This window comes from Streptococcus sanguinis (assembly GCF_900475275.1).
Taxonomy (GTDB): domain Bacteria; phylum Bacillota; class Bacilli; order Lactobacillales; family Streptococcaceae; genus Streptococcus; species Streptococcus sanguinis_N.
Window position 1 is genome coordinate 2,063,028 of record NZ_LS483364.1, and the last position, 26,984, is coordinate 2,090,011.

A 26,984-nucleotide genomic window follows, 5' to 3' on the forward strand; every position below is an offset into this window, starting at 1 on the left:
TGTGTTTTTATCCATCAAAATCAGATTATTCTTCATTTTTCAACTCGTTATTGTAGGCAATCTTATCCTGAAACTTCACAAATGGGAAATAGACAAAGGCGGACATGGCTAAGATGACAATTTGAATGACTGCCCCTTGCCAGCCAGCGACCATAAATCCAGAAATGATAGCCGGTGTACTCCAAGGCAAAGTCACACCTGAGAATGGTTGCATAAAGCCGACTGCAATCGCCATGTAGACAATAAAAGCAGCCAGAACCGGAACCAAAACAAAGGGCAGGAACATGACCGGATTCATCACAATCGGAAAGCCAAAGACAACTGGCTCATTGACATTAAAGATTGCAGGGAAGGCAGCAACTTTCCCCAGTGCTTTGTACTGCTTGGACTTGGCAACAAAGAGCATGGCTACGACCACTCCAAAAGTGATACCGGAGCCCGACAAGATAAGGAAGCTATCCAAAAATTGCTGGGTCACAATATGAGCGCCTTGGCTGACAGACAGCTTATCTGCAGCAAGTAAAGCCTTATTTGCATCCAGGTTAGACAATAGTAAGGCTGTTACGACGCCATTGACAACGGATTGCCCATGAACACCAAACCACCACAGAAAAGAAATGAAGAAAGCAATACCGATAGCTCCATACAGAGAGCCAGTCAGACCTTGCAGAGGCACCTGAATGACATCGTAAATCATCTCAATAAAGGTACCCCCACCAGTCGCTATTTTGGCAATAATATAAACAAGCATTGACAGCAAGAAAATAACGAAAGCAGGAATCATGGCTTCAAACTGCTTGGCAATCGCTTGAGGAACCTGCTCTGGCATTTTGATGACAATATGCTTTTGAATGAAAATCGTATAGATACTGCCAACTGCCAGACCAATGAGAATGGCCCCAATGATTCCTTGTCCGCCAAACCAGACCTTGGCAATCGCATCTGCAATCGCCTCACCCTTTTCTGGTATGTAGGAGGATTTCAAAAGGATAAAGAAAGAAGAAAGAGACAACACCCCTGCCGGCAGAGGCTCTACACCGCTGTTCTTGGCATAAGAATAACCAATTGAAAAACAGGAAATCAGCCCCATAATGGCAAAGGTACCTGAATAAACCTGCATAAACGGTTCTGTCCAGTCTGCTCCAAACACACCAGCAATGGCTTGATTTAGACCTTCAAACGGCAATTGCCCTACAATCAAGAATAGACTTCCCACAACTGTAAGGGGCAAAATTGCCAACATACCGTCTTTTAAGGCGATAATCCCGCGCATATTGACAAACTTCATAATCGGCGCAATGATTTTTTGAGTATCCACTTTAGACATAACGAAGCTCCTTGATTTTAATGTTTATCCAACAAACTCAAAGCGAGGTTTAACACTTTTTCGCCATCTAGCATACCGTAATCAGCCATCGGAATAACTGCAATCGGAGTATGGCAACTGTCGCAAATAGCTGTAGATTTGTCTAGTGTATAAGCTACCTGCGGGCCCAATAAAGCGACATCCAGATCCGCTGCATAATCAGCCAACTTAGCCTGAGAGTAGGCTTCAATCTCAGCTTCCAGCCCTTTTTCAGTTGCAGCTATTTTCATATTGTTGACCAACATTCCTGTTGAAAAACCTGCCGCGCAAAACAAACCAATCTTAACCATCTTTTCATCCTCCTGATGATTTATTTTTCCCCTTGTAATTCTCTTCTCAAGTCGATGATTTCTTTGATGAGGTTAATCTCTGTAATGCTAGTCATCAAATGATCTTGAGAATGAACAAACAGTGCTGTAATCTCTGTTTTCGTTCCTCCAGCTTCCTGAGCTAGGAACTTGGTCTGCAAGTTATGGGCCTCTAACAGCGCCTTATCTGCAAGCTCAATCTGCTCATCGCATTCTGAAAACTTACCATCTTTAGCTAGTGATAAAGCTTGATAAATATGCTGCTTGGCATCACCAGCGTCTAAGATAAGACCCATGATAATTTGATCTGCTACAATCATTTCCATATGTTACAATCGCTCCTATCTTTATGATTAACAAAAACTTGTTCTTTTGTTTGAAAGTGATTTATTTTTGTTTGTAACTAGAATGTATCACCTTTATCTCAGTCCGTCAATATATTATAGAACAAATTAGCTTATTTAAATTATTTTGCACATTTGTGCAGGATAAAAACTCCCCCCATAAAGGACAGTTCTGTACAGCTGTATTCATCTGCGATTCAAAGGCACTCTATTAGATAAGAACGATAAGCAGATTCGGCACAAAAAAGAAGCAGCAGCTATTTGCTTCTACTTCCTCATATATGCTATTTTAAGAAACCGAAACTTATCTTTTTATACGGCCTTCTCAATTTCCTTTGCTATTTTACTTTTCCGCAATTTCCTCTGGAGGATGTATTTCAATAAAACAGCAGGATTCAGACTGTAGGATAATTGCCATTTAAAATAATTAATCCACTCGATGACAGCAAAAAACCAAATTGCTACAGAGATTATGAAGGTGGAAAAATCACTGGAATTAAAAATGATTATCAGGGTTCCCACACCCAGTAAAATAAGGTCTAAAATCTTTAGTACCCTGTAAATCTTGCCTGTATATCTTTCAGCAAATCTTGGATTGGAAATACTTTTTATCAAAAGCCACCAAAAAACAGAGCCCTGTATCAGAATAAAACTCAGTAAAAACAAGGAGAAAGAAATAGAAATCAAAGCTCCAGTAGTAAGAATCCATCTTTTGAGCAGGAAAAAATTCAGCCAAAATACTAGTACAGCGACTAGCTCTCCTGTGGCTAAACTAACCAATTTTTGTTTCATCGGCTTTTTCAATTCAACAATCCACCTCCATACATAGCTGCTAATCCACTATTAAAAATGGGATCCTAAATTACGTCTTGGAAATCTCTTGCACATGAGATTCCACTGACATTAAGAAGTGAAGAAACTCCTATCTCCGTCCAAGTCAAGCATTTTTAGAATCGTCGCTTCATCCGTAACCAAATGATTGACATAGCCAGCTCGCAACACCGCTAAGATAGCAGCAGATTTTTGACTGCCATAGGCAAAAGCCAAACTAAGCGGCACCTTTTTCAAATTTTCCAAAGAGATGGCAATCGTTCGATTTTGCAAATGCTGGTAGACCATCTCCCCTTTTTTATTAAAGAAGCGACAGCAGATTTCTCCGACAGCATCCTGACTCTCTAGAGAAAGAAAATCCTCCGAGGTCAGCATGTCCAGCCATTGACGATTTCTCGTGTCAACCTGCCCTCCAATACCAACCACAGCCACATCCAGCTCCTGCCAGCTGCTTTTCAGATCTTCAAAATATTTAGAAGCCAATATTCCATTTGTCAGTTGCTCATTCTCCTGAATAATCGTAGAATTCATAAAACGGCAGTCTCCATGGTATTTTCCAGCCATGCTATAGATGAGGGTATTCACATGGTAGCGTGCATGGATATGACTCGGTCCACCTGCCAAAGGAAAGAAATGGACATTTGTCAAATGCTTGCTGCTAGAGTGCTCTACTAAAAGGCTCAAGCTCTTTCCCCAAGAAAATCCCACTTTATCATTGTCTTTAATCAGGCTGCGTAGCATACCTGCAGCAGCTTGAGCCAACCTCTCTTCCAGGTCTGCTGGAGATTCATCCACTAAGTTACTGACAATTTCGATTCCCTTGAGCCCGTATTTTTCTTTTACATAGTTTTCCAAATGGAACAAGCGGGTATCGAAATCTTCGATCTCAATCTTCACAATGCCTTCTTTTTTAGCTTCTGCCAGCATTCGGCTGATAGTGGTGCGATAAATCCCTGTCTCAGCCGCAATGTCAGACTGGCTTCTTTCTTCTATGTAGTAGAGATAAGCAATTTTTGCCAATAGTTTTTTTCTTTCATTTTTCATCTTATCTCCTTCTCTGCTAGATCAGAGTCAGTTTGATATCGGCAGCTTTCAAGCGCTCAACAGCCTCTTTAGGAATCGCCTTGTCAGTCACCACTTGGGCAATCTGCTTAAAGCCAAATCTCTTAACCGTCCCTTTTCTGGTGAACTTGCTTGAGTCCGTCAAGACAATCATCCGGTCAGATGCCTCTGACATATACTGTACAACCTCACTTCGCATCAGATCCTTGCCGGTAAAGCCTAGATTTTCATCATAGCCATCTGTTCCGACAAAAGCATGTTCTACGTGGAAAAAGCGGATCATTTCCTTGAGAAGAGGCCCTACTGTCACTTGAGAATCTTTCTGAAATTCTCCGCCCAGTAAGATAATTTTACAAGAATCAGTTTGTTTTATATAATCCGCAATAAAATAAGAATTGGTAATAATCTTGACATTCTTCTTCGTTCGGCAGATTTCCTCAGCTAGCAAGGCACAGGTCGATCCAGATTCAATCATAATGGTTTCATTATCCTGAACGATTTTTGCTGCTTCCTGGGCAATTCGGCGCTTGGTATCATAATGAAAGGAAAGCCTGACATTCAGATCATCGCCGCTATTTAAAACAGCATAGCCATGCTCTCTGCGTAGCAGACCTTTGGTTTCTAGCTTATCCAAGTCTTTGCGAATCGTTACTTTGGACACTTTTAAGCGGTCAGATAAAGTATTGACATCAATTCGTTCAAATTCAGATACTAATTTAACAATTTCATCTAAACGTTCCATTCTATCACCTCTGCTATTATTGTAACAAAAGACGTCTTAAAAATAAAATAAAAATAACTTTCATTCGTAATTGTTTTTCTTTCTAAAATAAGTTATAATGATTGTATCCAAAGGAGGCCTGAGTATGGAAACAACAAAAGGAATTATTTTCAACATCCAACATTTCAGTATTCATGATGGACCAGGGATTCGTACAACGGTTTTCCTCAAGGGCTGTCCTCTACGCTGCCCTTGGTGCTCCAATCCAGAATCACAGCAATTCAGACCCGAGCCTATGCTGGATGCTACTACCAAAAAAAGCATCACTATGGGGGAGGAAAGAAGTGTCGAGGAGATTATCAACGAAGTCCTAAAAGACAGAGATTTTTATGAAGAATCTGGCGGCGGCCTAACCTTATCTGGCGGAGAGATTTTCGCCCAGTTTGAATTTGCCAAGACCATTCTCAAAGCCGCTAAGGAAAAAGGGATTCATACCGCTATTGAAACAACTGCCTTTGTAGAACATGAAAAATTCGTGGATCTCATCCAGTACGTTGATTTTATCTATACAGACCTGAAACATTATAACTCTGTCAACCACCGCAAGGTGACTGGAGTAAAAAACGAATTAATTGTTCAGAATATCCACTACGCCTTCACTCATCAAAAGACGATTGTTCTGCGCATTCCTGTCATTCCAGATTTTAATGACTCTTTAGAAGATGCAGAGCGGTTTGCGACTTTGTTTAATGAACTATCCATCGATCAAGTCCAGCTGCTGCCTTTCCATCAATTTGGCGAAAATAAATACAAATTACTAGGCCGAAAGTATGCCATGGAAGATGTCAAGGCCTTGCACCCCGAAGACTTATTTGAATACCAAGATGTCTTTTTGAAGCATGACATTAATTGCTACTTTTAGTCTTTAATTTTTCAAACACTAAAAAAACAAGCCACGCTCTCAGCCCTGCGGTTGAAAGGTGGCTTGTTTTATTTATTCTCCAAATAGTTTGAGTTTGCTTTCAATTTCCTGATAGACCAAACTGGACTGCATACCGACGGCTGCAGCGCTATCGCGACAATACTGGAGCAGGAAAGTGTAGTATTTGTAGTAGAAGCTCAGGTCATAGCCCAGCTTCCCCAAAATGGCTAGCTGCTCCTCAAAACCTATAATCAAGTCTCGGAACCACTGCTCATTCCAAGTCATGGAGATGCTATTTGGACGCAAGCGATAGTAATAGAGCGGTTCATTGAGGTAGATAATCTTTTCTGACTGAAGGTACAGCTTATAAGTCGTAAAAGCATCTTCGGCCACTCGGCCGACTGGATAGCGCACTGTATCAAAGAGCTTACGTTTATAGAGCTTGGCCCAGGCACAAAGAAAGACACCGTCTAGCATGCGCCGTCTAGGGTACTCCTCGATTATCTCTTCTCGCGTATAGAGGGTTTCAAAATGCTCTGTCGAATAGTAGAGGAAGGCTGAATCCTCTGCACGAAAGCTACAGTGGTGACCAATGGCAATGTCCGCATCGTACTCTTTCAGCTTTTCATAGAGGCGGGCAACATGCTGCTCAGGCAGCCAGTCATCCGAATCCACAAAAATCAAATAGTCTGCACTAGAGTGCTCAATCCCTGTGTTGCGGGCACCGGACAAGCCTTGATTGTCCTGATGAATAAGACGAATCCTCGCATCCTGGTCAGCCAGCTCTTGGCAAATCTGACCAGAAGCATCTGTTGAACCATCATTGACTAGAATAATTTCCAGATTTTGATAGGTCTGACGACAGACGCTGTTCACACATTCTGCTAAATACTGCTCAACATTGTAAACAGGGATGATAACACTGATTAATTCCTGAGACATGATAACTCCTATTCTTTTCCTGTCTTTTTATTATACATGATTTTTTAGGTTTGTGAGGTGTTTTTGGAAAATAAGTTTTTAAAGGGTAGTTTCCGTTTTTTAGACATATTTTAATCTATTGTTCAATCGCTGTGTTTTTACACTTATAAAAATCTTCCGTCCTTTATTTTGTGCTATACTCGAATTAGGGATTTTAAGGGAGATTAGGAAATGTTTGGATTCTTTTTCGTTGCATTTGTGGCTGTCTTTGGCATCGTCTTTTTTATCAGTTATAAGCTGCTCGAAGACAGGGAAGATAGGGACTCGGATTGGCCGTCCAGCCAAAGTCAAGAACCTGACTATTTCCAGCAAACCCAGACTGCCCCTTGGGAACTCAAATATAACAAGGGAAAACAGGGAGAATACCAGCTTGGTCAGGTCTTGAACCAGCTCTATGGCTATAAAAAGATCTTGTACAATCTCTATATCTTCAAAGAAGATGGCACTACCACTGAGATTGATGCCTTGCTGATTCATCCATCTGGGATTTACATTTTTGAGTCCAAAAACTACAAGGGCTGGATTTTCGGCTCAGAAAATCAGCAATACTGGACTCAGGTTCTTTCCAGAGGCCGAGGAAAATCCTACAAGAATTCTTTTTTCAATCCCATTATTCAAAATAAAGTCCATCTCAAATGGCTCAGCTACTATCTCAACCAATACACGCCAAATCTATATTCCTATATCGTCTTTGGCAATGACTGTCAGCTTAAGGAAATCCATCTGAACAGTGACAGACATAAGGTTATTCAGACCTGGCAAGTGATAGGAGCAATTGACCGGCAGGCCTGCCAAAGTCCAGTCTACCTGTCGTCTGAGCAGATTGACGACCTCTATCGTATGCTGCTACCTTTGACCAAGCGAAAGCAGGTCGTCAAAGAGCGCCATATTAACCACATTGCTCAGAATAAGCAGCGTAGAGAAGCAGAAAAGATCTGTCCTCGCTGCCAGCATGGATTGGTGCTCCGTACAGCAGCCAAAGGTTCTAAGGCCGGTCAGCAATTTTGGGGCTGCTCCAACTTCCCAAGATGCCGCTTTACTCAAAAATACCAAGAGCCTGTCTGCAGTCCGCTTGCCGATCAGGTTGCGCAAGCACCTAATTTTGGACAGCCTGTCGTGCAAAACCTAAACCAAACACAAAGCAACAGCTAGAATCTGCTGTTGCTTTTTTGTAGATTATTTTCCCTCTAGCTTGCAAAACTAAGATTTTTTCTTCAGGCCAAGGAAGCCAGCTCCCAGCCCTAAGAGCCCGAGTCCAAGCAGATTGGTCAATAGACTGCTTTGGCTGCCGGTCTTAGGCAGTTGTTTGGAAGAAGCTTGTTGAAGAGTTGACTCTTGGGACGCTTCTTGAGGATCCGTCTGGCCGCTTGCTTTGTAGGTAAGATTTTCTGCTTGGCTACCCTTTGGATTAGGCTTTGCAGGGGTTGGCTGCTGAGCTTGATTTTGGGTGGCTTGCTCCATATCGGCCAGCGGCACGATACTCTTCATAAATACATCCTGTGAAATGGCCCTTTCTTCGACTGCATCTTGAATACCAGTGAGACTGACAAAATAGTAACGCGCCCAATCCTTGGTCAGTCGCTGAATACCAGCCAGACCAGCTCCTGGATACCAGAGCGGCTTACTCACTTCTTCAGCAAACTTCCAGTCACCGCCAACTTGAATACCAAGCTTGGCATCCGGGTCAGATTTTTCAGAAATACGAGCTTCTACAGAAACTAAAACAGCCCGAATAGTTTGAGGACTTGGAATATCACGGGCTTGATCAGAGCCCCAGTGGGCAACTCGATCCTGCTTAGGTAATACCTCAATAGCTGTACCCCCGCCAGCCAAGGCTTCCTGCCGGGCATCTCCTACGTTGCTGGACATATTCCCCTTGAATTGAGAAACCCATTGAACTCCTTGAGGGTGATCCACAATTTTCTCCCAGACATTGGAATCCTTCCGGAGCACAAAAGCCTGCATGTTACGAATATCCGCCCATGCATTGCTGGCCTTATTGTCCGTCATTTCCATCACAACGCCCCAAGGATCAAATTCATTCATCCATTTGCCACGTTCCTTGTCAAAGACAGCCTGTGCTTCTTCGTCGGTCATCCCTTCGCCTTTATAAGCTAGGTAGTACCAATCAGCCGCTGGGTCATAAGTCGGACGGCCGCCTAACACGACGGCTCCGCCATTAAATTGGCCGGGGCCACCATTAGGACCGCGCTTTTGACGCTCCCCATTTTCTTCAACGACATTTTCCTCCGACCAAACCCAGACATCCCCTTGATTGGCTCCCATCTGAGCAATGGCGCGCTGCTTCTGCTCATCGGACATGACCTGATTGGCTGGCAACTCGCTAGCGGCTGTAGCCGATTCGACCTGATTTGCAGGAGCTGCTTGGGGTTCAGCCACAGCTGGATTTTCAGCCTCAGGACTTGCTTGCGGTGCTGGAGAAGCCGGCCTTTCAGCCACTGCGGCAGGGGCAGGCGCAACATCTTCTGCTTCAACTCTTGATACAGCTGTCAAAGCTGCTAAGGACAAGAGGGAAACACATAGCAGCAAGCCACTTCCATACTTGGCAGCAGAAGCAGATTTTGCTAGGACTTGCCAAGAAAACTTATTATTCATATCATTCTCCTTTCATAAGGTACAGAGTCGAGCCTAATCAATGAAATATGCAGACCGATTCGCTGATCTTAGCCTTCATTGATTCTGAATAACAAATAATCTCCCTGCAAAAACAAGCTTAGGGCAGAGGATTTCCCGCGCTCTTATAAATCTTATACCAGTCAGCTCGAGAGAGCTCAATATCAAAAGCAGCCACCATTGAGCGAATTCGCTGTGGATTCATGGAGCCAACAATCGGCTGCATTTGTGCTGGATGACGCAAAATCCAGGCGAGAACTAAGGCTTCAAAAGAAACTTGATAGTCTGACGCAAAGGCATGCAGAGTTTCTGTAAGCTGAGTATATTTAGGATGCTCCATAAAAAGTCCCTGGTTCAAGTCAACCTGAAATGGTGACCAAGGCTGAATCGTGATATGATGCAATCGACAATAGTCCAGTACACTACCATCCCGAACGATTGCTAAAGGATTGAGCATATTGGCATTGAGCCCAGCGTCCAGCATCGGAGTATGGGCTGGACCAAACTGTAGTTGGTTGGCAATTAAGGGCTGCTCCACACTCTTCTGCAGCAGCTCAATCTGATAAGGATTTTGATTGCTGACTCCGAAATAGCGGACCTTCCCAGCTTGGTGCAGCTGTGAAAAAGCTTCAGCCACATCTTCCGGTTCCACAAGAGCATCTGGCCGGTGCAGGAGGAGCACATCCAGATAGTCTGTCTGCAAACGCTTCAAGCTGCCTTCAACCGAGCTGATGATATAATCCTTAGAAAAGTCAAAATGGTAGTTGGTATGAACATCCCGCAGTCCGCACTTGGACTGGATGAGAACTCGGTCCCGGGGAATCTTAGCTGAGCTAAGAGCCTGCGCAAACTTAGCTTCAGACTGGCCGCCAGCATAGACATCTGAGTGGTCAAAGAAATTAATTCCCACTTCTAATGCTGTTTCAAGAACGGAAACGACCTCTTTAGGATCATGTTCTGCCAGTCGCATGCAACCCAAAATCAGCTGACTGGCTCCTTCCAGTTCATTTCCGACTGTCATATATTTCATCGCAACACCTCATTTCTTATAGACTGGATGGTCAAGCAAAGTCAACTCTTCAATCTTGACATTTTCAGTTTCAAAGACGATAAATTCATTCTTTTCCTTAAGCAGGCCAGACGGCACATAGAGATAGTGAATCGGCCCTTCATTCCAGTAGCGGCCTAGGTTGAAGCCGTTGACCGAAATACAGCCCTTCCCATACTTAGAGCAGTCAATGAAGGTGTCAGCGATATCATCCAACTCTGCTTCAAAGCGATAGAAGGTCGGTGCTTTGACACTTTCAGGTGGAGCTGAGTAGCAGTCTAGCTTGGCCAGCATTTCCTGGTCAAACTTGAGCGCATAATGCTTCCAGCCCTTGCGGAACTGGTGGTTAATCATGATACCACCCTTGACTCCCTTGGATTGACTGGGTGCACCCAGCTTGTAACCATAGTTAACCCGCCCCATATTTTCCACCATAACATCAATCTGAATCCGCTCGGTATCAGCTGAGAAGAGCATCTCATCACCGATTTCTTCCCGATACTGGGTAGCTAGGTGCTCCTGATTGACATAGAAATGGCAGCGGTCATGAGTCTCCAATGCCTTGAGCCTTTCCTCATGGTATTGATTTTTGATATCAGAACGGTAGAGAATATAGCCATGATTCTGCCCAATCTGCTCCATAGGCTGCGGATAATCCAGCAGAATTTCCTCTGTGATATCCGCTGCCACATCCAGCAGATTTGCAGTACCAAGCAGTGGAAAACTGCCATAGGCCTTGGCTTGTCGGCTAATCGGCTCCATCTGCTCAAGCTCGGGAAAGACCTCGTGGGTCACCCGCTGAACAGCGTAGTATTTCTCGGTCGGCTGTCCCCACTCAGTAATAGGAGCGTCAAAATCATAGGAGGTAATCTGCGGCAAATCCTTGGTCTTGCGGGCCGAACAGCCGCTGATAAAACCAAAATTGGTCCCCCCTCTCAGTAGAAAGAGGTTCATACTGCCCAACTGCAGCATTTCTTTGACATCCTGGGCCAAATCTTCTGCCTCTCGCCGAACGATTTCCTCGCTCCAGCGGCTGAACCAGCCGTCCCAAAACTCAGTACACATAAGAGGCCATTTCTTGCCATAGCGCTCCATGAAAGCTCGTAGATTGTCTGTATTTTCCTTGGGCTGAGAGCCAAAATTCCCCGTCACAAAAATATCATCCTCAATCAAGGTTCCAGATTCCAAAGCCTCTATCCATGTCCCATCAGAAGTAAAGAGGGGAACCGTAACGCCACGAACCTTCATCATCTGCGCAATGCTGCGCATGTAGGCCTTGTCCTCGGCGTAAGAACCGTATTCATTTTCCACCTGCATCATGAGGATAGGGCCGCCTTGATCACTCTGATAGGGCAGAAGCTTGGGAAAGAGCCAGTCATAAAAATGACTGACCTTTTCCAGAAAAAGCGGATGATTGACCCGCAGGCGCATCGAAGGATATCTCAAGAGCCAAGCCGGCAGGCCGCCAAAGTCAAACTCTGCACAGATGTAAGGCGTCGGCCGGACAATGAGATAAAGCCCCATCTCCTCAACCAACTTGAAGTATGCTTCAAAATCCAGCATGCCCTCTGCCTGAAACTGTCCTTCCTGAGGCTCATGCAATGCCCAAGGAATATAGGTTTCTACCGTATTAAAGCCTAGAGCTTTGAGATTGTAAAGGGTATCTCGCCACTGGTCTGGATGAAGCCGGAAATACTGAATAGCTCCCGATAAAATCTTAAAAGGCTTGCCATCCAAGTAAAATTCTTCTTTAATTTCAAATTTTGCCATCTATCCAAGCTCCTCCTGTTTATCTGCCATCTTGACAAAGGGCAGATATATAGCGGTTGAAATAGCGATATTAACCAGCGAAAGAATAATTGCCCGCCAGTCGAAGGCTGTCGCAAAGAAACCGTAGAGAATCGGTGGCATGACCCAGGTGACGTTTTGAGTAACCGGCGCAACCAAGCCCATAGAGGTTGCAAAGTAGGCTACTGTTACCATGACCATTGGCGTCAGGACGTATGGAATAAACATAATTGGATTCAAAACGATTGGCAGACCGTACATGACCGGCTCACCGATGTTGAAGACCATTGGGAAAATTCCCAACTTGGCCACTTCACGATAGTGCTTGTTCCGAGATTGCCAGAGAATGGCAATGGCAACGCCAATCGCATCAAACCAGACAAAAGCACCGAAAGAATTATCCGTCCACATGTAAGGAATCGCATGCCCAGCCTGATAAGCTTCCAGATTGGCCAGCATGGTCACACCAAATAGACTAGCCATAACTGGCGCCAGCACATTACCGCCGTGCAGTCCGAAGAACCAGAAAATCTTATTGAGAAAGACAATGAGCAGCACAGCCCAGAAACTTTGAGACAAGCTGAGAAGCGGTGCCTGAAGAATCTTGTAAATCCAGTCAATCAACAGCTCGCCTGTCACCAGATTAAAGAGGTAGGTTGCAATCCCCACGACATACATGGCAATCGCAGCCGGAATGATAGACAGGAAGGGCTTCATGATAGCTGGCGGAACAGAATCTGGAAGTTTGATAGTCCAGTTACGATTCATGACCTTACAGAAGATGATGACAGATACAAAACCAATCAGAATAGCAGTAAAGTAACCACGCGCACTGATTTGGTCACCTGGAATGACACTGTTAATCGTCACAGACAGATTACTGCCGTCAAGTTTTAGCTCCGGAAGTTTTGAAATCGCCTTGCTCAGCCCTGGTGTTTTGCCAGCCAACTCAAAGGTTTTAGTAACTGATCCACCAATGGTAATAATATAGGAAGCAACAGCTACCAGACCAGCAGACACCTTATCAGTATTGTAAATCTTAGCGATATTGACCCCAAAGGTAAAGAGGAACAAAAGGGTAACGATAGGAATACTGCCCTTAAATACCAGCCAGTTAATATCAATCAGCCACTGGAAGGTAGAGGAAATCCAGGTCCAGCCGAACTGTCCTGGCAAATCAGATAGAAAGGCGTTGACCATGAGGGCGAAAGAGCCCGTCATAATCACAGGCATGGTCCCAATAAAGGAATCCCGCAGGGCAACCAGAAATTTTTGGTTGCCGATTTTATTGGCAATAGGCATGAGACGCGCTTGCCATTTATCAACCAAACTACTCATCTGCATTTCTCCTATTCATCAAATTTTTTATGCAAATCAACAATCTCCTTTGCCAAATCAACAAAGGCGATACTGGTCATGAGATGATCCTGCCCATGTACCATAAATAAACTAAGTTCTGTCTTTTCTCCTTGTGCCTCCTTGGTCAGCATTTCAGCTTGAGCGTGATGGGCTTGCAGCAGGGCCTTCTGAGCCTGACTCAGCCTCTCCTGAGCTCGGTCAAAGTCCTGCTTTTTAGCTGCTGCAATGGCTTCAATAGCACAAGACTTGGCCTCTCCGCCATACATAATGAGGGTCATAGCGACCTCTAAGGAATCTTTATTTTCCATAGGAGTACCTACTTCATGAGCGACTCTGCCAGATCCAGGACCTTATCCCCCTTCATCATGCCGTAGTCCGTCATAGGAATGACATCGACCGGAATGCCTTTTGAAGCTAATTTTTCCTGTAAATCCTCCAACAGATAGCGGACCTGAGGTCCCAGCAACAGGACATCAACCTTTTTCTCGCTTAGATAGTCTTCTGCTTCTGACACTGGCACCGCAAATATCGTCGCAGCCAAGCCGCGCTCCTCTGCAGCTTTCTGCATTTTATTGACCATGAGACTGGTGCTCATCCCAGCCGCACAGACTAACATAATTTGTTTTGTTTCCATCAGCATCCTCCTTTATGAATCTGACCTAGCCTGCAACGACGCTTGCTATTTATTTTCAATATATAAACAAAAATCCGAAAACAGAATATTTTTCACTATGTTATTAATATTCTATAAACATTATAACTATTTTTTTGTACTATGTCAACGCTTACATTTGAGATTTATAGCTTTTTTTGATAGTATAGCAGCAGAGGAAACAAGATGACACGAACTAGAAAACAAAACGAGCTAAGAGCAACTGTCCTGGATCAGCTCTATGCCAAACGACCGATTTCTCGGATTGATATTTCAAAAGAAACTCAAATCACACCAGCCACGACCGGCAGTATCATCAATGAACTGATCAAGGAAGGCTTGGTACTGGAGCTGGGTGAGCTCAATGATGAGAGCGTAGGCCGCAAGAAAACCCTGCTGGATATTGCGCCTCGTAGCCGCTACTATCTAGGCTTTGAGATTTCTGAAAAGCAGCTGGCCATAGTCATCGCTGACAATACCGGTGAGATTGTAGAAAGCAGCATTCGGATTTATCAGGTCGAGGTGACAGGCGGTCCGTCTGACCAGGAAATTATCCGGCTGATTCAAGATTTTCTGAAAAAGAATAGCCAATACTCCATCTCAGCGATTGCCCTCGGACTACCGGGACATGTGAATCTCTCTGAAAGTGATTTTATCATTTCTAAAAATCCCCACTGGGGACAGATTAACCTGCAGACTATTCAAGAAGCCTTTGACCTTCCTGTCTACTTTGCCAATAAGTCCCACTGTTTGACAATGGCTGAACGCCTCTTTAGCTATCATCCTATAGACAGTAATTTTATCGTCTATCATGTCGCTAGAGGTATTCATTGCTCCTACATGTACAAGGGCAGTATTTACAGTCAGGAAAATTATCTTATCGGGGAGGTGGGGCATACCGTCATCAATCCTGAAGGCGAGCGCTGTCCTTGCGGCAAGCACGGCTGCCTGCAGGTTTATGCCAGCGAGAGTGCTCTGATTGATAAAGCAGCTATCCTGTATCGGGCTTCCCAGACCTCGCTCTTAAAGACCCTTGTAGAGGATGCTAATGACATTGATTTGACAAGTTTGATGACTGCCTATCGCTTAGGAGACTTAGGCAGCATTGAGTTGATTCATACTGCCTGTCGCTACCTGGCCATTTCCATTTCCAACCTCTGCCAGCTTATTGATAGCGAAAGGATTTATCTAGACGGCCAGCTCTTTTCCTATCCGGTGATTGCCGAGCAGGTCCTGGCTCAGTTAGAGCAGGAAGTGCCTCTCTTTCCAAAGCAAAAACAAGCAGAGATTGTCATTATCCCCTACTCTAAATACAGCATTGCCCGCTCTGCAGTCAGCCTCTGTGTCTATCATGAATTTTTAGATAAAAAAGGAAACCTATAAAGGCCGAGACATCAATCTCGGTCTTTTTTTTACAAAAAAAGAGACAGGCTTTCTAGGCGCTAGCCCCCTAAAAGTCTGTCTCATTTTACTATCTATTAATCGAACGTGAAATCATGGAAATGGTGTGGCGCTGCCCTCTGAGAGCCTTACTCATGGCAAAGATATTTTCAACCGGAGCCAGACAGCCGTAGCCTGAATCTCCGATATGCTGGATATCTACACCGCAGATTTTGTTGCGGATAGCCATTTGCTTGACAATATCCTCATCAGCACTCTCCTGACTGGTACCGATCGCACTCATAACCAGAGCACCTTTTTGATGGGCCAGTCGGACAATCTGCTTCAAGTCCTGCTCATCAAAGCCTGGCACACTGCCGACTGCTGGTGCTAGGACAATATCAACACCAGCTTCGATAAATTGAGCGATTGCTTCTAAGTCTGCTACCGGCTCATCCACACCTGAAGCATGCATTTTACCCGCAATCAGCAGGCCTGAAAAATTCTCCTTGACCACTCGAATGGTGTCAATAATGGCTTGATTGGTGACACCAGTCCCCGGATTACCCGTCAGGCAGATAAAGTCAACGCCCAACTCTTCTGCTCGCTGAATGGTCGCTAGACTAGCCTGACGCCCCTCATTGATAACCAGGCGTTCTCCTGCCATCTGGGCCTGACTGTCCACCGGCTCTAGATTGATACCGATAGGACGGCCCACTAAGCGGTGTAGTTCCTCAATAAAATCTTCTTTGGCGTCCAGACCAGCTACAAAAGGCTGGAAGATATCAATCCCATTCAGCAAAATCAAGTCAGCACCAAAAGACCGAGCAATCTCTGCATTGGTCACATCACCGATATAAGATTCTTTAAAAGCCACGTTTTCAGACAGGATAACGCGGCCCTCACTGGCCTTGATACTCTGTTTCAGCTCCGGCGCAGTCATACTTAAAATTTCTGAAGCATTTGAACTAATGAATCGTTTTACCATAAGAACATCTCTTTTCTTTATTATTCATTAATAAACACTTTGAAATCTATTCTATTTGGATATTTTGTTTGTTTTTTGTTATCAACTACAGTATAGCACAAGACTATAAAAATGTAAACGCTTTATAATTTCTTTGACAAAATAGCCTGCTTTCAAAACCAAAAGCAGACTATTGAAATGCACTCGATTATTTTTGATTTGAGCAAGATTTGATAAGTATTCTTATCTCTGCATCACCAGATGACCACCCGCTCTTCTGGGCTCCGCCACATGCCATCTCCCTCTTTCACATCAAAGGTTGTAAAGAAGTCGTCAAAGTTTGGCAGCTGAACATTGGTCCGAAGCTTGGCTGGAGCATGGACATCGACGCTCGCCAAGAGTTTCATATATTCCTCCCGACCCTTCATCCGCCAGATGCGGGCAAAGTTGGTAAAGAATTCCTCTGCAGAGAAATCAGCTTCTTTCTTGGCTGCTTTTAGGGCTGCTGCAATGCCGCCCAGATCAGCCACGTTTTCTGAAACGGTCAGCTTGCCATTGACCTTAGCACCATAGGAATCCTGTCCTTCGAACTGGTCAATGACCTTTTTAGTCCGTTCGGTAAAGGCTTGGTAGTCATGCTCCGTCCACCAATTATTAAGACTGCCATTTTCATCAAAGGAAGCTCCATTGGTATCGAAAGCATGAGAAATCTCATGGGCAATGACCGCTCCGATACCACCGTAATTGGCTGATGAGGACTGGTGCAAGTCATAGAAAGGCGCCTGCAGGATAGCCGCTGGAAAGACAATCAGGTTTTTCTGCGGATTATAGTAGGCATTGACCATGTGGGCTGGCATACCCCATTCCTTGTAGTCCACTGGTTGATTCCACTTGCTCCAGCTATAAGCAATATCAATCTGGCTTAACTTCTGAGCATTTTCAAAGAGAGTCAGCTTTTCATCTACAACCTTTCGAGAGTAACGCTCAGGAAGCTCATCAGGATAGCCAATATAAGGCTTGATGGCATTGAGTTTGACAATAGCTTTGTCCCGAGTTTCTGGTGTCAGCCAGTCATTCTGGGCCAGGCGGTTTTTGTAAACTTCAATCATCGTCGCCACTTTCTGCTCCACATCAGCCTTGGCTTCTGGTGAGAACTTTTGACCAGCATACCAAAGACCGACAGCTTGATTAAAGGGACCTTGGGCCAGGTAAAAGGCTGCTTTTTTCTTGTCCTGAGCCTGAGGAGTCCCTGATAGAGCACGATGATAAGCTCCTGCCAAGACACGGATATCATCCGTTAGATAAGGGGTTGTATTGCGGACCGCAGAGAGAATCAGCAGAGCATGGAGTTTGTCCCAGTTAGCGGCTGTATAGATATCCTTAGCTGCTTTCCAGAAGCGTTCCTCAGGAACAATAACTTGGTCGGGTTCTTGACCGATTAACTTGGTAAAAATATCCGCCAAAGGCAACTCTGGTACCAAGGCTTTGAAATCGTCCCACTTATAAGGATGGTAGAGCTTAGCATACTCAGAACTCTCCTCATTAGAGAGAACATACTGGGCAAAAACAGCATCCAACTCCAAGACTTTATCCAAAAGATCCTTAATTTCCTCCTCAGCAAAATCAAATTTGGCCAGCAAATCTTCCTGAGCCTTGCGCCATTTTGCAAGAAGATCCGCCTTCTGCGGATGCTCCTCCGCATAGTAGGTCGTATCTGGCAAAATTGTTCCCGGTCCGTCTGCCCAGAGGACATTGATACGGGCGTCCATAAAGTCAGGTGCCACACCAAAGGGGAAATAAGTCGGCTTGCCAGCCAGCTCAAAATCAGCAATCTTAGAAGCATAGTCTTCAAAAGACGCTAGATTGCGAATTTCATCAATGTAAGCACGCGCAGGCTCAATCCCTGCCGCTTCCCTTTTGTCATAATCCGCTGCTAGGCGATGGTAAGCAACAAAGTTCTGCAAAATAGCATCTTCTGGCACTCCATCGCCAGCCAGCCATTTGTCTGTCGTGGCAAGCATAAGATCTTCAATCTCATCAGCCAGATCCATGAAGCCGCCCGTCACTGGCTTATCATCAGGAATAGCCGCCGTCTTAGCCCACTCGCCATTAACCGCATCATAGAAATCATCTTGTAGTCGTGTCATCTTCTTCTCACTTTCATGCTTTTGATATAACCTTATCAAAATCCACTTGTTTTTTCAAACATTTCTTATATTAATTTTAAAAATTTACTAAAAATTAACTTGACTTAATTTTTGTTTTAATGTATATTAAGATCATAGAGGTGTATGAGATGATTACGATTAAAGATTTGACTGTCAGCTATCAGGATACGCTGGCTCTTGAGCCCCTTTCATTAACCATTAAGGAGCCAACCATTACCGGGATTATTGGTCCTAACGGAGCCGGAAAATCCACCCTGCTCAAGGGTATGCTAGGGATTATTGACCACCAAGGCCAGACTCTGCTGGAGCAAAAGCCACTGCAGAACTCTCTCCAACGGGTTGCCTATGTGGAGCAAAAGATCAATATTGATTATCATTTTCCTATCAAAGTCAAAGAGTGTGTCTCTTTGGGGCTTTACCCTCAGCTCAAGCTTTTTCAGGGGCTAAAGAGTTCCCATTGGAACAAGGTGGCTGAGGCATTGAAAATTGTCGGTTTAGAGAACTTGGCAGAGCGTCAGATTAGCCAGCTGTCCGGCGGCCAATTCCAGCGAGTCTTGATTGCTCGCTGCTTGGTTCAAGAGGCGGATTGTATCTTTTTGGACGAGCCCTTCGTCGGGATTGACTCTGTCAGCGAAGAGATTATCATGTCTACGCTGCGCAGTCTCAAAGCCGCAGGCAAGATCATCCTGATTGTCCATCATGACCTGAGCAAGGTTGTTGATTATTTCGACCAAATTATCCTGCTCAATCGTAAGCTGATTGCCTTTGGTCCTACCGAGACCAGCTTTACCAAGGACAATATGAAAAAGACTTACGGCTCCCAGATCTTTATGAATGGAGGTGCCTAGGATGATTTTAGAATTTTTCCAAGGGTTGCGGGACTTTCACTTTCTGCAAAACGCCCTCATCACAGCCATCGTCATTGGGATTGTTGCTGGAGCTGTCGGCTGCTTTATCATTCTGCGCGGCATGTCGCTTATGGGAGACGCTATCTCTCATGCGGTTCTGCCCGGTGTGGCCCTGTCCTACATTTTAGGGATCAATTTCTTTATCGGAGCCATCACCTTCGGACTTTTGGCCTCGATTATTATCACCTACATCAAGGGCAATTCCATTATCAAAAGCGATACGGCCATTGGGATTACCTTTTCTTCCTTCCTAGCTCTGGGTGTAATCCTGATCGGCGTTGCCAATAGCTCCACTGATCTCTTTCATATTCTCTTCGGGAATATCTTGGCCGTGCAGGATATTGATATGTGGATTAGTATTGGAGTCGGAATAGCTGTGCTCTTAATCATCACCCTCTTTTTCAAGCAGCTATTGATTACTTCCTTTGACCCACTGCTGGCTCAGGCCATGGGCATGCCAGTCAGCTTCTATCACTATCTGCTGATGATTCTCTTGACCTTGGTCTCTGTGACAGCCATGCAGAGCGTGGGAACCATTCTGATTGTCGCTCTCTTGATAACGCCAGCAGCAACGGCCTACCTCTATGCCAACAGTCTGAAAACTATGATTCTGCTGTCCTCAGGGCTGGGCGCTCTAGCTTCTGTACTGGGACTCTTTATCGGCTATAGCTTTAATGTCGCTGCAGGATCCAGCATTGTCCTGACCTCGGCCCTCATCTTTCTCATCTCTTTCTTTATTGCCCCTAAGCAACGCTATTTAAAACTTAAAAACCGACCTAAACTAAAATAAAATTTAATGGAGGAGTCCCATGAAAAAATTAGGTTTTTTATCCCTGCTTTTGCTAGCAGTCTGCACTCTCTTTGCCTGCTCCGGTCAGAAGAAGGCGTCCAGTGACTCGTCCAAGCTCAAGGTTGTTGCGACAAACTCAATTATCGCTGATATTACCAAAAATATAGCTGGCGATAAGATTGACCTGCACAGCATTGTACCAGTCGGCAAAGACCCCCACGAATACGAGCCCCTGCCTGAAGATGTCAAAAAGACTTCTCAAGCGGATCTCATCTTCTACAATGGTATCAACCTAGAAACCGGCGGCAATGCTTGGTTTACTAAGTTGGTCAAAAATGCCAATAAGGAAGAAAACAAGGACTACTATGCTGTCAGCGATGGCATTGACGTCATTTACCTTGAAGGGCAAAGTGAAAAGGGTAAGGAAGACCCTCATGCTTGGCTCAATTTGGAAAACGGCATTATCTATGCGCAAAACATTGCCAAACGTTTGATTGAAAAAGACCCTGACAATAAGGCCACTTACGAGAAAAATCTCAAAGCCTATGTGGAAAAGCTAACCGCTTTGGATAAGGAGGCCAAGGAGAAATTCAACAACATCCCAGAAGAAAAGAAAATGATTGTGACCAGCGAAGGCTGCTTCAAGTACTTCTCTAAGGCCTACAATGTGCCATCAGCCTACATCTGGGAAATCAACACCGAAGAAGAAGGAACTCCAGACCAAATCAAAAGCTTAGTTGAAAAACTACGCAAGACCAAAGTGCCATCTCTCTTTGTCGAATCAAGTGTGGACGACCGTCCGATGAAGACCGTTTCTAAGGACACCAACATCCCAATCTATGCCAAAATCTTTACCGACTCAATCGCTGACGAAGGTGAAGAAGGCGACAGCTACTACAGCATGATGAAATACAATCTAGATAAAATTTCTGAAGGCTTGGCCAAATAATGATAAAAGGTTAGGAAGACAAAATCCTAACCTCTTTATTTTTGGAGAAGGAGCTTCACATGGAGTCAATTTCAAATTTCCAGTCAAATTATTCGAAAAAAATCACTATTCGCTGTACAATGAAGCTATCAAATATGAATGGAGACTCCTTATGACAACTTTTCTCGGAAATCCTGTAACCTTTACTGGAAAGCAACTGCAAGTCGGCGACACCGCACACGATTTTAGCCTGACAGCAACTGACCTTTCAAAGAAAACTCTGGCTGATTTTGCTGGCAAAAAGAAAGTCCTGAGCATCATCCCATCTATCGATACTGGTGTCTGCTCGACTCAGACTCGTCGTTTTAACCAAGAACTCTCTGACTTGGACAATACCGTTGTTATCACGGTTTCAGTTGATTTGCCTTTTGCTCAAGGCAAGTGGTGTGCTGCTGAAGGCATTGAGAATGCTGTCATGCTCTCTGACTACTTCGACCATTCTTTCGGCCGTGACTATGCTGTCCTCATCAATGAATGGCACCTTTTGGCTCGCGCAGTTCTAGTTCTGGATGAAAATAACACTGTGACCTACGCTGAATATGTCGACAATATCAATACCGAGCCTGACTTCGAAGCAGCTATCGCCGCAGTTAAGAGCTTGTAAGAGATAAAAATACGGATTTGCTAGTCCGTATTTTTTTGTACAAAAAACTTCTGCCAAAACTGACGGAACCAAGCCCAAGAACGCAAGAGAAAGGATGGTCGATTCAGTAATTTCTTGAACCGAGCAATCTCTGCCTTTACCTGTTTATAAGCACTCCGCCCCTTTCGAGCATAAGGGCTCTTAGCCGAACGATAGCCCAGCGGACCACGATTATTCTGAGGTGATTTGAACTTGCGGCCACCATTTTCAATGCCAAGCCTGCGAAAGCGAGGATCCCAAACTGCAGGCGTTTTGACATCATAGCGAGTATGAGAAGCCTGATTGCCCGGCCGGTTATGCTCACCATAGTTAAAGCTGGCGCCATTCACAATACCATTTTGGCTAGCCCTCTCTGGATCGATAATATTGAGAAAACGACCTGTCTGATCCAAAATAAACTCTGTATGAAAATCAATCAGGATTTTTATATTAGCCTGACTTGCTTGACCATCCGGATAGATAGCTTGCTCTGACCTCTTATCAATATGGGCTTTATTGTGCAAGCGAGAGGATTCTTGAAAGCTATAAGGCAGCGCAGACCAATCCTTTAGATAGGAGGCCAAGGCTTCTGCATCTGTCATACCAGTCTGACGGTAGTGATCTCTGACCCACTGGGCCTGCTGGCAGGAAATGACATAGCGAAACTGATGTAGCTGTCTTTTAAGCTTTTGATTGCCATCCCTTTGGCTGAAATCATCTGCTGGAAAAGCCTGGCGCAAGGTCCTTGAGAAAATTTTCCAAAAGCCATCATGAGGTGTTAGGTTTGGAGCAATCCGAGCCAGTAAAAGATCCGTCTCTGCCTTATCTCCACTCAGCTCCTCAGGCATATTAACAAGATTCATAGCCAGAACCAGCAGCTCCTGAGCTCCTAACCTGCTGTTCTGAGCATCCTCAGCCAGCCAAAGATCTTGAAAAAAGGGACTGCCAAAAAGCTGAGCCTCCTGCAGGTAATATCCTTCTTCTGGCACTGTTTTCCCTTGCACACTAATCTCTGCAAAAACTTGTTCCAGTGCTACCTGAGACCAGCCGATTGATTGCAATTGCTGAAAGAGATGTTCTTTCCCTTCTTTCGGATACATGGCTTCCCTCCTTTCTGTTAGCTCTAATAGTTCAAAACTGTAGGGATTATAATAAAAAATCTAATCTACATAGAACAATTAGATTTTATCACAAACTCACATGATAGCAAAGAACAAAATATGAACCCTTGGAGTGCTAACAATAAAGATGTTCTTAACAAATTACTCAATAAATAAAGAGAAGACCAAACTGGTCCTCTCTCAGTATGAGTTTTGTTTAAATGAGCTGTTCCAACTTTGATTTTGCTACAATTCATCTAGAATTCGATTTTATCAATAAATGCTCTTAAGCTTTACGACGTTTTGCAAAAGCCAGTCCCAGCATAGAGAGCAATCCCAATCCTGCAAGCGCTAGAGAAGATTCAGCAGATCCTGTTTTTGGAAGAGCTGCTGGAGCCTGATAGGTCTGAACTGGTTTCTTTCCGTTCTTCACTCCTGTTGTAGTGACTTTCAGAACCTTTCGCTCATTCTTAGAAACGAGGTTGGTTGGGTCGTCTGTCTCAAGGGCTGCAAGAGCTGCTTTCAAAGCTTCAAGTTTGGCATTTTCGACTCTATAGGTTTCTTCCTTACTTGCCAAGTTTGCTTTAGCATCATTGAGAGACGCTTCTGCTTCTTTTAGAAGAGCAGGGGCGTTTTGCAAGCGAGTAACATAGTCTTTAGCAGCTTGAACAGCGCGTTGAGCCTCTTCCAGAGCTGTAGCCGCAGCAGTTGCCTTTTCTTGAGCGGTCGCTGTAGCTGCTTTCAAAGCCTCAAGTTTGGCATTAGCTTCCTCAGCTGTTTTTTGCGCAGTTGTTTGGGCTGCTTCTTTTTCTTTCAAGTCTGCTTGAGCTTTAGCTAAAACTGCCAGTTTAGCCTTGGTTTCTTCAGAAGCCGACTTCTTGCTATTTTCGAGTTCAGCTTGGTAAGTACTTTCCGCCTTGGCTAACTTGTCCTTAGCAGTTTTCACAACCTCACGCAGTAATGGTGCTGTCTCCTGCTTATTCTGAGCATTTGTCAACGTCCGTTGAGCAGCATCCAACTTAGCTTGCGAAACCGCCAAGTCTTTACGAGCAGCATCTGCCTCTTGATTATTGGCATTTGGATTGATTAAGGCTGGTGTTATTTTGGAAGGATCTTTAATATCACCGTCATTATTTGGGAAAAGAAGGAAGTTAATTCGGTTAATAATGCCGTTGTTGCTAAAGTTAACAGCAACATATGCACCTTTCTTCTGATTATCAAGATGCCCCACTACCTTTTGGGCATAGATAGTCCCTCTCTCCCTATACGCACTGCTATCTCCTAAATCAAACAGTTGGAATTTGATATCATCGTAAATTGCCTTTTTTAAATAGTCAACAGAGACATTCTCTTGGCTAGCAAGAATAGGATAAGGGCCGAGCTCGTTAGTTCCTGATACTCTATGACCAAACTGATCCAGTCCAAATTTAGCAACCACACTTCTTGGAACATCTACTTGTGAAGTTATAGGTTCTTTTGATTGGTATTTATATTTTTGTTCACGGGCTGCTTGGCTTAGAGCTGCTGCATAGTCAATACTATTTTGTGTTAATGTTACTGGTGCTGTTCCTGCTTGCTTACGGATTTGATTAATCAAATCTTGTGCATAATAGTTCAATTCCATCAGAACATCATTTGGAATAGCATTGATGTTAACCATTCGTTGCGCATCTTTTGGACTACCAATATAATTGTTGCTCGATTTTAGGGTAGCTGCTTCTTTAGCAAGTGTTTCTTGTGCCTCAGATGTTAACTTTGCTGTACCGTTGATATTGTTACTTTTAATTGCATTTATATAAGCTTGCGATAGGGTAAAAGTATTGTGAACCTGATCTTGAGACGAAAGTTTCGCTTCTTTTTCCTTGATTTCTGCTTGGGCTGCTTTGATATCTGCCTGGGCTTGATCAATCGACGCTTGTCGTTTCGCATCTTCAGCTTCAGCTGTCTTCAACTGGTCTTGGTAAGAATCCAGGTTCTTTTGTGCCTTGTCAAGCTCATCCTTTGCCTTCGTTACCTTTTCACTCACCAGTTTACTATCCACAGCTTTTTGGGCTGCATTCACAGCATCCTGAGCAGCTTGGGTTTCAGTTTTTGCCTTAGCTGCTTGAGCTTGAGCATCTTGAGCTACAGCTGCCTGTGTGTTTTCCGCAGTTTTAGCTGTATCAAGATCTGCTTGGGCTTGCTTGGCTGCGTTTTCCGCTGGGGCAACTTTTTTCTCAGCTGCTGTCACAGCTGCCTGAGCTTCCGCAATTTTTTGTACACTTGTATCAGCATTATCTTTCTTGGCTGTTTCAACCTTAGTCTCAGCAGTCGCAACCTGTTCTTTGGCTTGGTCAACAGATGCTTTCGCTTGATTAACCTGCTCAGTCTGCTGTTTAAGAGCTTCTGGACTTGCAGATAGAGCCTTATCTTGGTTTGCAGGGGCCTTTGCATCCACTGGAGTTGTATCTGCAGCTACAGTGTGAGCAAAGCCAGTACTAGCAAGAACTGCTGCACCTAGAATGACATGTTTTTGGATTTTTTTCATGGTTTTCCTCCTGATATGTTAATAGTATAATGAGAAAAGCTTTGTTTGTCAAACTATTTACATGTTTTTTTGAGAACATTTATCGCAAATATGTCCAAAAATAGAATCTCATCTCCATCGCTTCCAAAAAAACTGTGTCTCTAGCTATAATTGTATAATGAATTTTACGCTTACTGACCTTGCCAATGATAAAGTCTTAACCGATTATAAACATACTAGTCATAGAAAGCAGAAAACCGCCCGTCAAGCAACGAGCGGTCTTCTTATTCACGAATTTCTTATCCTTTGATGGCAATGAAGGGAGAGCCCTCAGTATTATCCGTCGGATCTACACTCTTGACTCCAAAGAGATAGTCTACTGGATACCAGCCATTATTAGCTGCATTATAAGGGTCACGGACATAGGTTTTTCCATTGTCATAGCCTTTAAGAACCAGCTCATGAGTTACTGGATAATGGGCAAAGATGCTAGTACCAACGGCACCTAGGACATGATGCCCCTGCGAAAGCGCTTCTTTGACTGCAGAAGCTGTAAACAGGGTCTTAGTCGTCAGATCCCAGTGCTGGGCAGCTCGGACAATACCACGGCTGCTGGTGCCAAATCCATCTTTATTAAATTCATTGGTATTATTGTATAGGTAATCCGCAACAGTTGTCGGAAGCACTTCTGTCCCAGTAATCCCAGAAATAACCATGGCTAGCGTTGTCGTCACACATCCTGTCGCATCCATGCTGTAAGGACCATACTTCCTGCCGCCCCAGCGACCATCACAATGAAGAAAATCTAAACATCAAAGAAAGGCTTAGACACTGTATTCTTGCAGCGATTTTTGTTATACTAATGATAGAAAGTTCAGCGAGGATGCAAGATGACCCCAAATAAAGAAGACTATCTCAAGTGTATCTATGAGATTGGCAGCCGCCACAAAAAAATCACCAATAAAGAAATCGCCCAGCTCATGCAGGTTTCACCTCCAGCTGTGACGGAAATGATGAAAAAAATGCTGGCGGAAGAACTTCTGGTCAAGGATAAAAAAGCCGGCTACCTGCTGACTGATTTGGGGCTAAGGCTAGTTTCTGACCTCTACCGTAAGCACCGACTGATTGAAGTCTTTCTGGTCAACCATCTCGGCTACTCGACTGATGAAATCCATGAGGAAGCCGAAGTCCTAGAGCACACTGTTTCTGAGCGTTTCGTTGAGCGTCTGGATGCCATGCTCCAGTACCCCAAGACCTGTCCTCACGGAGGCACCATCCCAGCCAAGGGAGAGCTTCTGGACGAAGAAAACCAACTGACTCTGGAAGAGGCTTCTGCCCCTGGTGACTATATCATCAAACGCGTACACGACGACTTTGACTTGCTCAAATACTTGGAAAAATATAACCTGCAAATCGGCCAAACCATCACCTTCATCCAATACGATTCTTTCGCTCAGGCTTATCTCCTCAAGACAGAAACCCAAGAAATCCAAATCAATCCTATGATTGCCCAGCAGATTTATGTGGAAAAACTATAAA

Annotated in this window: 26 protein-coding genes; 8 read left to right on the forward strand and 18 right to left on the reverse strand. The window is 44.3% G+C overall.

Going from position 1 to position 26,984, the window contains the following annotated elements; all coding sequences use genetic code 11:
- Positions 1–25: 25 nt before the first annotated feature.
- The 6 genes from DQM55_RS10240 to DQM55_RS10265 form a co-directional block, all read right to left on the reverse strand.
- Complete coding sequence (locus DQM55_RS10240) at positions 26–1,327, reverse strand: PTS sugar transporter subunit IIC (protein ID WP_111676620.1); 1,302 nt, start codon at positions 1,325–1,327, stop codon at positions 26–28.
- Positions 1,328–1,344: 17 nt separating this feature from the next.
- The gene (locus DQM55_RS10245; protein WP_111676622.1) at positions 1,345–1,656 is read right to left on the reverse strand and encodes a PTS sugar transporter subunit IIB; all 312 of its coding nucleotides are present in this window, start codon (positions 1,654–1,656) and stop codon (positions 1,345–1,347) included.
- A gap of 20 nt (positions 1,657–1,676) precedes the next feature.
- Positions 1,677–2,000, reverse strand: a complete 324-nt coding sequence (locus DQM55_RS10250) for a PTS lactose/cellobiose transporter subunit IIA (protein WP_002896659.1) — start codon at positions 1,998–2,000, stop codon at positions 1,677–1,679.
- Between the two features lie 330 nt (positions 2,001–2,330).
- Positions 2,331–2,822 (reverse strand): hypothetical protein, encoded by a 492-nt coding sequence (locus DQM55_RS10255; RefSeq protein WP_172454767.1) that lies wholly within the window; start codon positions 2,820–2,822, stop codon positions 2,331–2,333.
- Between the two features lie 99 nt (positions 2,823–2,921).
- Complete coding sequence (locus tag DQM55_RS10260) at positions 2,922–3,893, reverse strand: sugar-binding transcriptional regulator (RefSeq protein ID WP_111676626.1); 972 nt, start codon at positions 3,891–3,893, stop codon at positions 2,922–2,924.
- Positions 3,894–3,909: 16 nt separating this feature from the next.
- On the reverse strand, positions 3,910–4,653 hold the full coding sequence (locus DQM55_RS10265) for a DeoR/GlpR family DNA-binding transcription regulator (protein WP_002907363.1): 744 nt from the start codon (positions 4,651–4,653) through the stop codon (positions 3,910–3,912).
- 124 nt (positions 4,654–4,777) lie between these two features.
- Here DQM55_RS10265 and DQM55_RS10270 point away from each other — a divergent pair, with 124 nt between their 5' ends.
- On the forward strand, positions 4,778–5,554 hold the full coding sequence (locus DQM55_RS10270; RefSeq protein ID WP_172454768.1) for a glycyl-radical enzyme activating protein: 777 nt from the start codon (positions 4,778–4,780) through the stop codon (positions 5,552–5,554).
- A 72-nt stretch (positions 5,555–5,626) separates the two neighbouring features.
- Here DQM55_RS10270 and DQM55_RS10275 read toward each other — a convergent pair whose 3' ends face one another.
- Positions 5,627–6,496 carry a glycosyltransferase family 2 protein gene (locus DQM55_RS10275; protein WP_111676630.1) on the reverse strand — a complete coding sequence of 290 codons (870 nt, stop codon included), beginning with the start codon at positions 6,494–6,496 and terminating at the stop codon, positions 5,627–5,629.
- Between the two features lie 210 nt (positions 6,497–6,706).
- On the opposite strand from DQM55_RS10275, the gene DQM55_RS10280 reads away from it, so the two are divergent.
- Positions 6,707–7,687, forward strand: coding sequence for a nuclease-related domain-containing protein (locus DQM55_RS10280; RefSeq protein WP_111676632.1), 981 nt, complete (start codon positions 6,707–6,709; stop codon positions 7,685–7,687).
- A 48-nt stretch (positions 7,688–7,735) separates the two neighbouring features.
- Here the strand turns inward: DQM55_RS10280 and DQM55_RS10285 are convergent, their stop codons facing one another.
- From DQM55_RS10285 to DQM55_RS10310, 6 genes are all read right to left on the reverse strand, one after another.
- Positions 7,736–9,151 carry an LPXTG cell wall anchor domain-containing protein gene (locus DQM55_RS10285; RefSeq protein ID WP_111676634.1) on the reverse strand — a complete coding sequence of 472 codons (1,416 nt, stop codon included), beginning with the start codon at positions 9,149–9,151 and terminating at the stop codon, positions 7,736–7,738.
- A gap of 118 nt (positions 9,152–9,269) precedes the next feature.
- Positions 9,270–10,199 (reverse strand): aldo/keto reductase, encoded by a 930-nt coding sequence (locus DQM55_RS10290; RefSeq protein WP_111676636.1) that lies wholly within the window; start codon positions 10,197–10,199, stop codon positions 9,270–9,272.
- A 9-nt stretch (positions 10,200–10,208) separates the two neighbouring features.
- Complete coding sequence (locus DQM55_RS10295; RefSeq protein ID WP_111676638.1) at positions 10,209–11,987, reverse strand: glycoside hydrolase family 35 protein; 1,779 nt, start codon at positions 11,985–11,987, stop codon at positions 10,209–10,211.
- Positions 11,988–13,349: a PTS sugar transporter subunit IIC gene (locus DQM55_RS10300; RefSeq protein WP_002896670.1), complete on the reverse strand. Its 1,362-nt coding sequence runs from the start codon at positions 13,347–13,349 to the stop codon at positions 11,988–11,990. It lies immediately after the preceding gene.
- Positions 13,350–13,354: 5 nt separating this feature from the next.
- Entirely contained in the window at positions 13,355–13,672 is a 318-nt protein-coding gene (locus tag DQM55_RS10305; RefSeq protein ID WP_002914454.1) for a PTS lactose/cellobiose transporter subunit IIA, read from the reverse strand.
- Between the two features lie 8 nt (positions 13,673–13,680).
- Positions 13,681–13,998 (reverse strand): PTS sugar transporter subunit IIB, encoded by a 318-nt coding sequence (locus tag DQM55_RS10310; protein ID WP_004188921.1) that lies wholly within the window; start codon positions 13,996–13,998, stop codon positions 13,681–13,683.
- 204 nt (positions 13,999–14,202) lie between these two features.
- On the opposite strand from DQM55_RS10310, the gene DQM55_RS10315 reads away from it, so the two are divergent.
- Complete coding sequence (locus tag DQM55_RS10315; protein ID WP_061592294.1) at positions 14,203–15,399, forward strand: ROK family protein; 1,197 nt, start codon at positions 14,203–14,205, stop codon at positions 15,397–15,399.
- A gap of 88 nt (positions 15,400–15,487) precedes the next feature.
- Here the strand turns inward: DQM55_RS10315 and DQM55_RS10320 are convergent, their stop codons facing one another.
- Both DQM55_RS10320 and DQM55_RS10325 read right to left on the reverse strand, forming a co-directional pair.
- Positions 15,488–16,384, reverse strand: coding sequence for a DUF7916 family protein (locus DQM55_RS10320; protein WP_002898523.1), 897 nt, complete (start codon positions 16,382–16,384; stop codon positions 15,488–15,490).
- A gap of 233 nt (positions 16,385–16,617) precedes the next feature.
- Positions 16,618–18,510 carry a M13 family metallopeptidase gene (locus tag DQM55_RS10325; protein ID WP_111676639.1) on the reverse strand — a complete coding sequence of 631 codons (1,893 nt, stop codon included), beginning with the start codon at positions 18,508–18,510 and terminating at the stop codon, positions 16,618–16,620.
- A 149-nt stretch (positions 18,511–18,659) separates the two neighbouring features.
- Between DQM55_RS10325 and DQM55_RS10330 the strand changes: the two genes are divergently transcribed.
- The 4 genes from DQM55_RS10330 (at position 18,660) to tpx (ending at position 21,821) form a co-directional block, all read left to right on the forward strand.
- Positions 18,660–19,379, forward strand: coding sequence for a metal ABC transporter ATP-binding protein (locus tag DQM55_RS10330; protein ID WP_331813024.1), 720 nt, complete (start codon positions 18,660–18,662; stop codon positions 19,377–19,379).
- 1 nt (position 19,380) lies between these two features.
- Positions 19,381–20,229, forward strand: a complete 849-nt coding sequence (locus DQM55_RS10335; protein ID WP_032909779.1) for a metal ABC transporter permease — start codon at positions 19,381–19,383, stop codon at positions 20,227–20,229.
- Positions 20,230–20,248: 19 nt separating this feature from the next.
- A complete protein-coding gene (ssaB, locus tag DQM55_RS10340) occupies positions 20,249–21,178 on the forward strand; it encodes a metal ABC transporter substrate-binding lipoprotein/adhesin SsaB (protein ID WP_111676643.1) in 930 nt (309 codons plus the stop codon).
- A gap of 151 nt (positions 21,179–21,329) precedes the next feature.
- Positions 21,330–21,821, forward strand: coding sequence for a thiol peroxidase (gene tpx, locus DQM55_RS10345; RefSeq protein ID WP_002896683.1), 492 nt, complete (start codon positions 21,330–21,332; stop codon positions 21,819–21,821).
- Between the two features lie 20 nt (positions 21,822–21,841).
- Here the strand turns inward: tpx and DQM55_RS10350 are convergent, their stop codons facing one another.
- The 3 genes from DQM55_RS10350 to DQM55_RS10360 form a co-directional block, all read right to left on the reverse strand.
- Complete coding sequence (locus DQM55_RS10350; RefSeq protein WP_002907383.1) at positions 21,842–22,939, reverse strand: DUF3114 domain-containing protein; 1,098 nt, start codon at positions 22,937–22,939, stop codon at positions 21,842–21,844.
- 286 nt (positions 22,940–23,225) lie between these two features.
- Positions 23,226–25,466 carry an SEC10/PgrA surface exclusion domain-containing protein gene (locus DQM55_RS10355; RefSeq protein ID WP_111676645.1) on the reverse strand — a complete coding sequence of 747 codons (2,241 nt, stop codon included), beginning with the start codon at positions 25,464–25,466 and terminating at the stop codon, positions 23,226–23,228.
- A 278-nt stretch (positions 25,467–25,744) separates the two neighbouring features.
- Positions 25,745–26,197 carry a C39 family peptidase gene (locus DQM55_RS10360; protein WP_111676647.1) on the reverse strand — a complete coding sequence of 151 codons (453 nt, stop codon included), beginning with the start codon at positions 26,195–26,197 and terminating at the stop codon, positions 25,745–25,747.
- 138 nt (positions 26,198–26,335) lie between these two features.
- Between DQM55_RS10360 and DQM55_RS10365 the strand changes: the two genes are divergently transcribed.
- Positions 26,336–26,983, forward strand: coding sequence for a metal-dependent transcriptional regulator (locus DQM55_RS10365; protein WP_002896686.1), 648 nt, complete (start codon positions 26,336–26,338; stop codon positions 26,981–26,983).
- The last annotated feature ends 1 nt before the right edge of the window (position 26,984 follow it).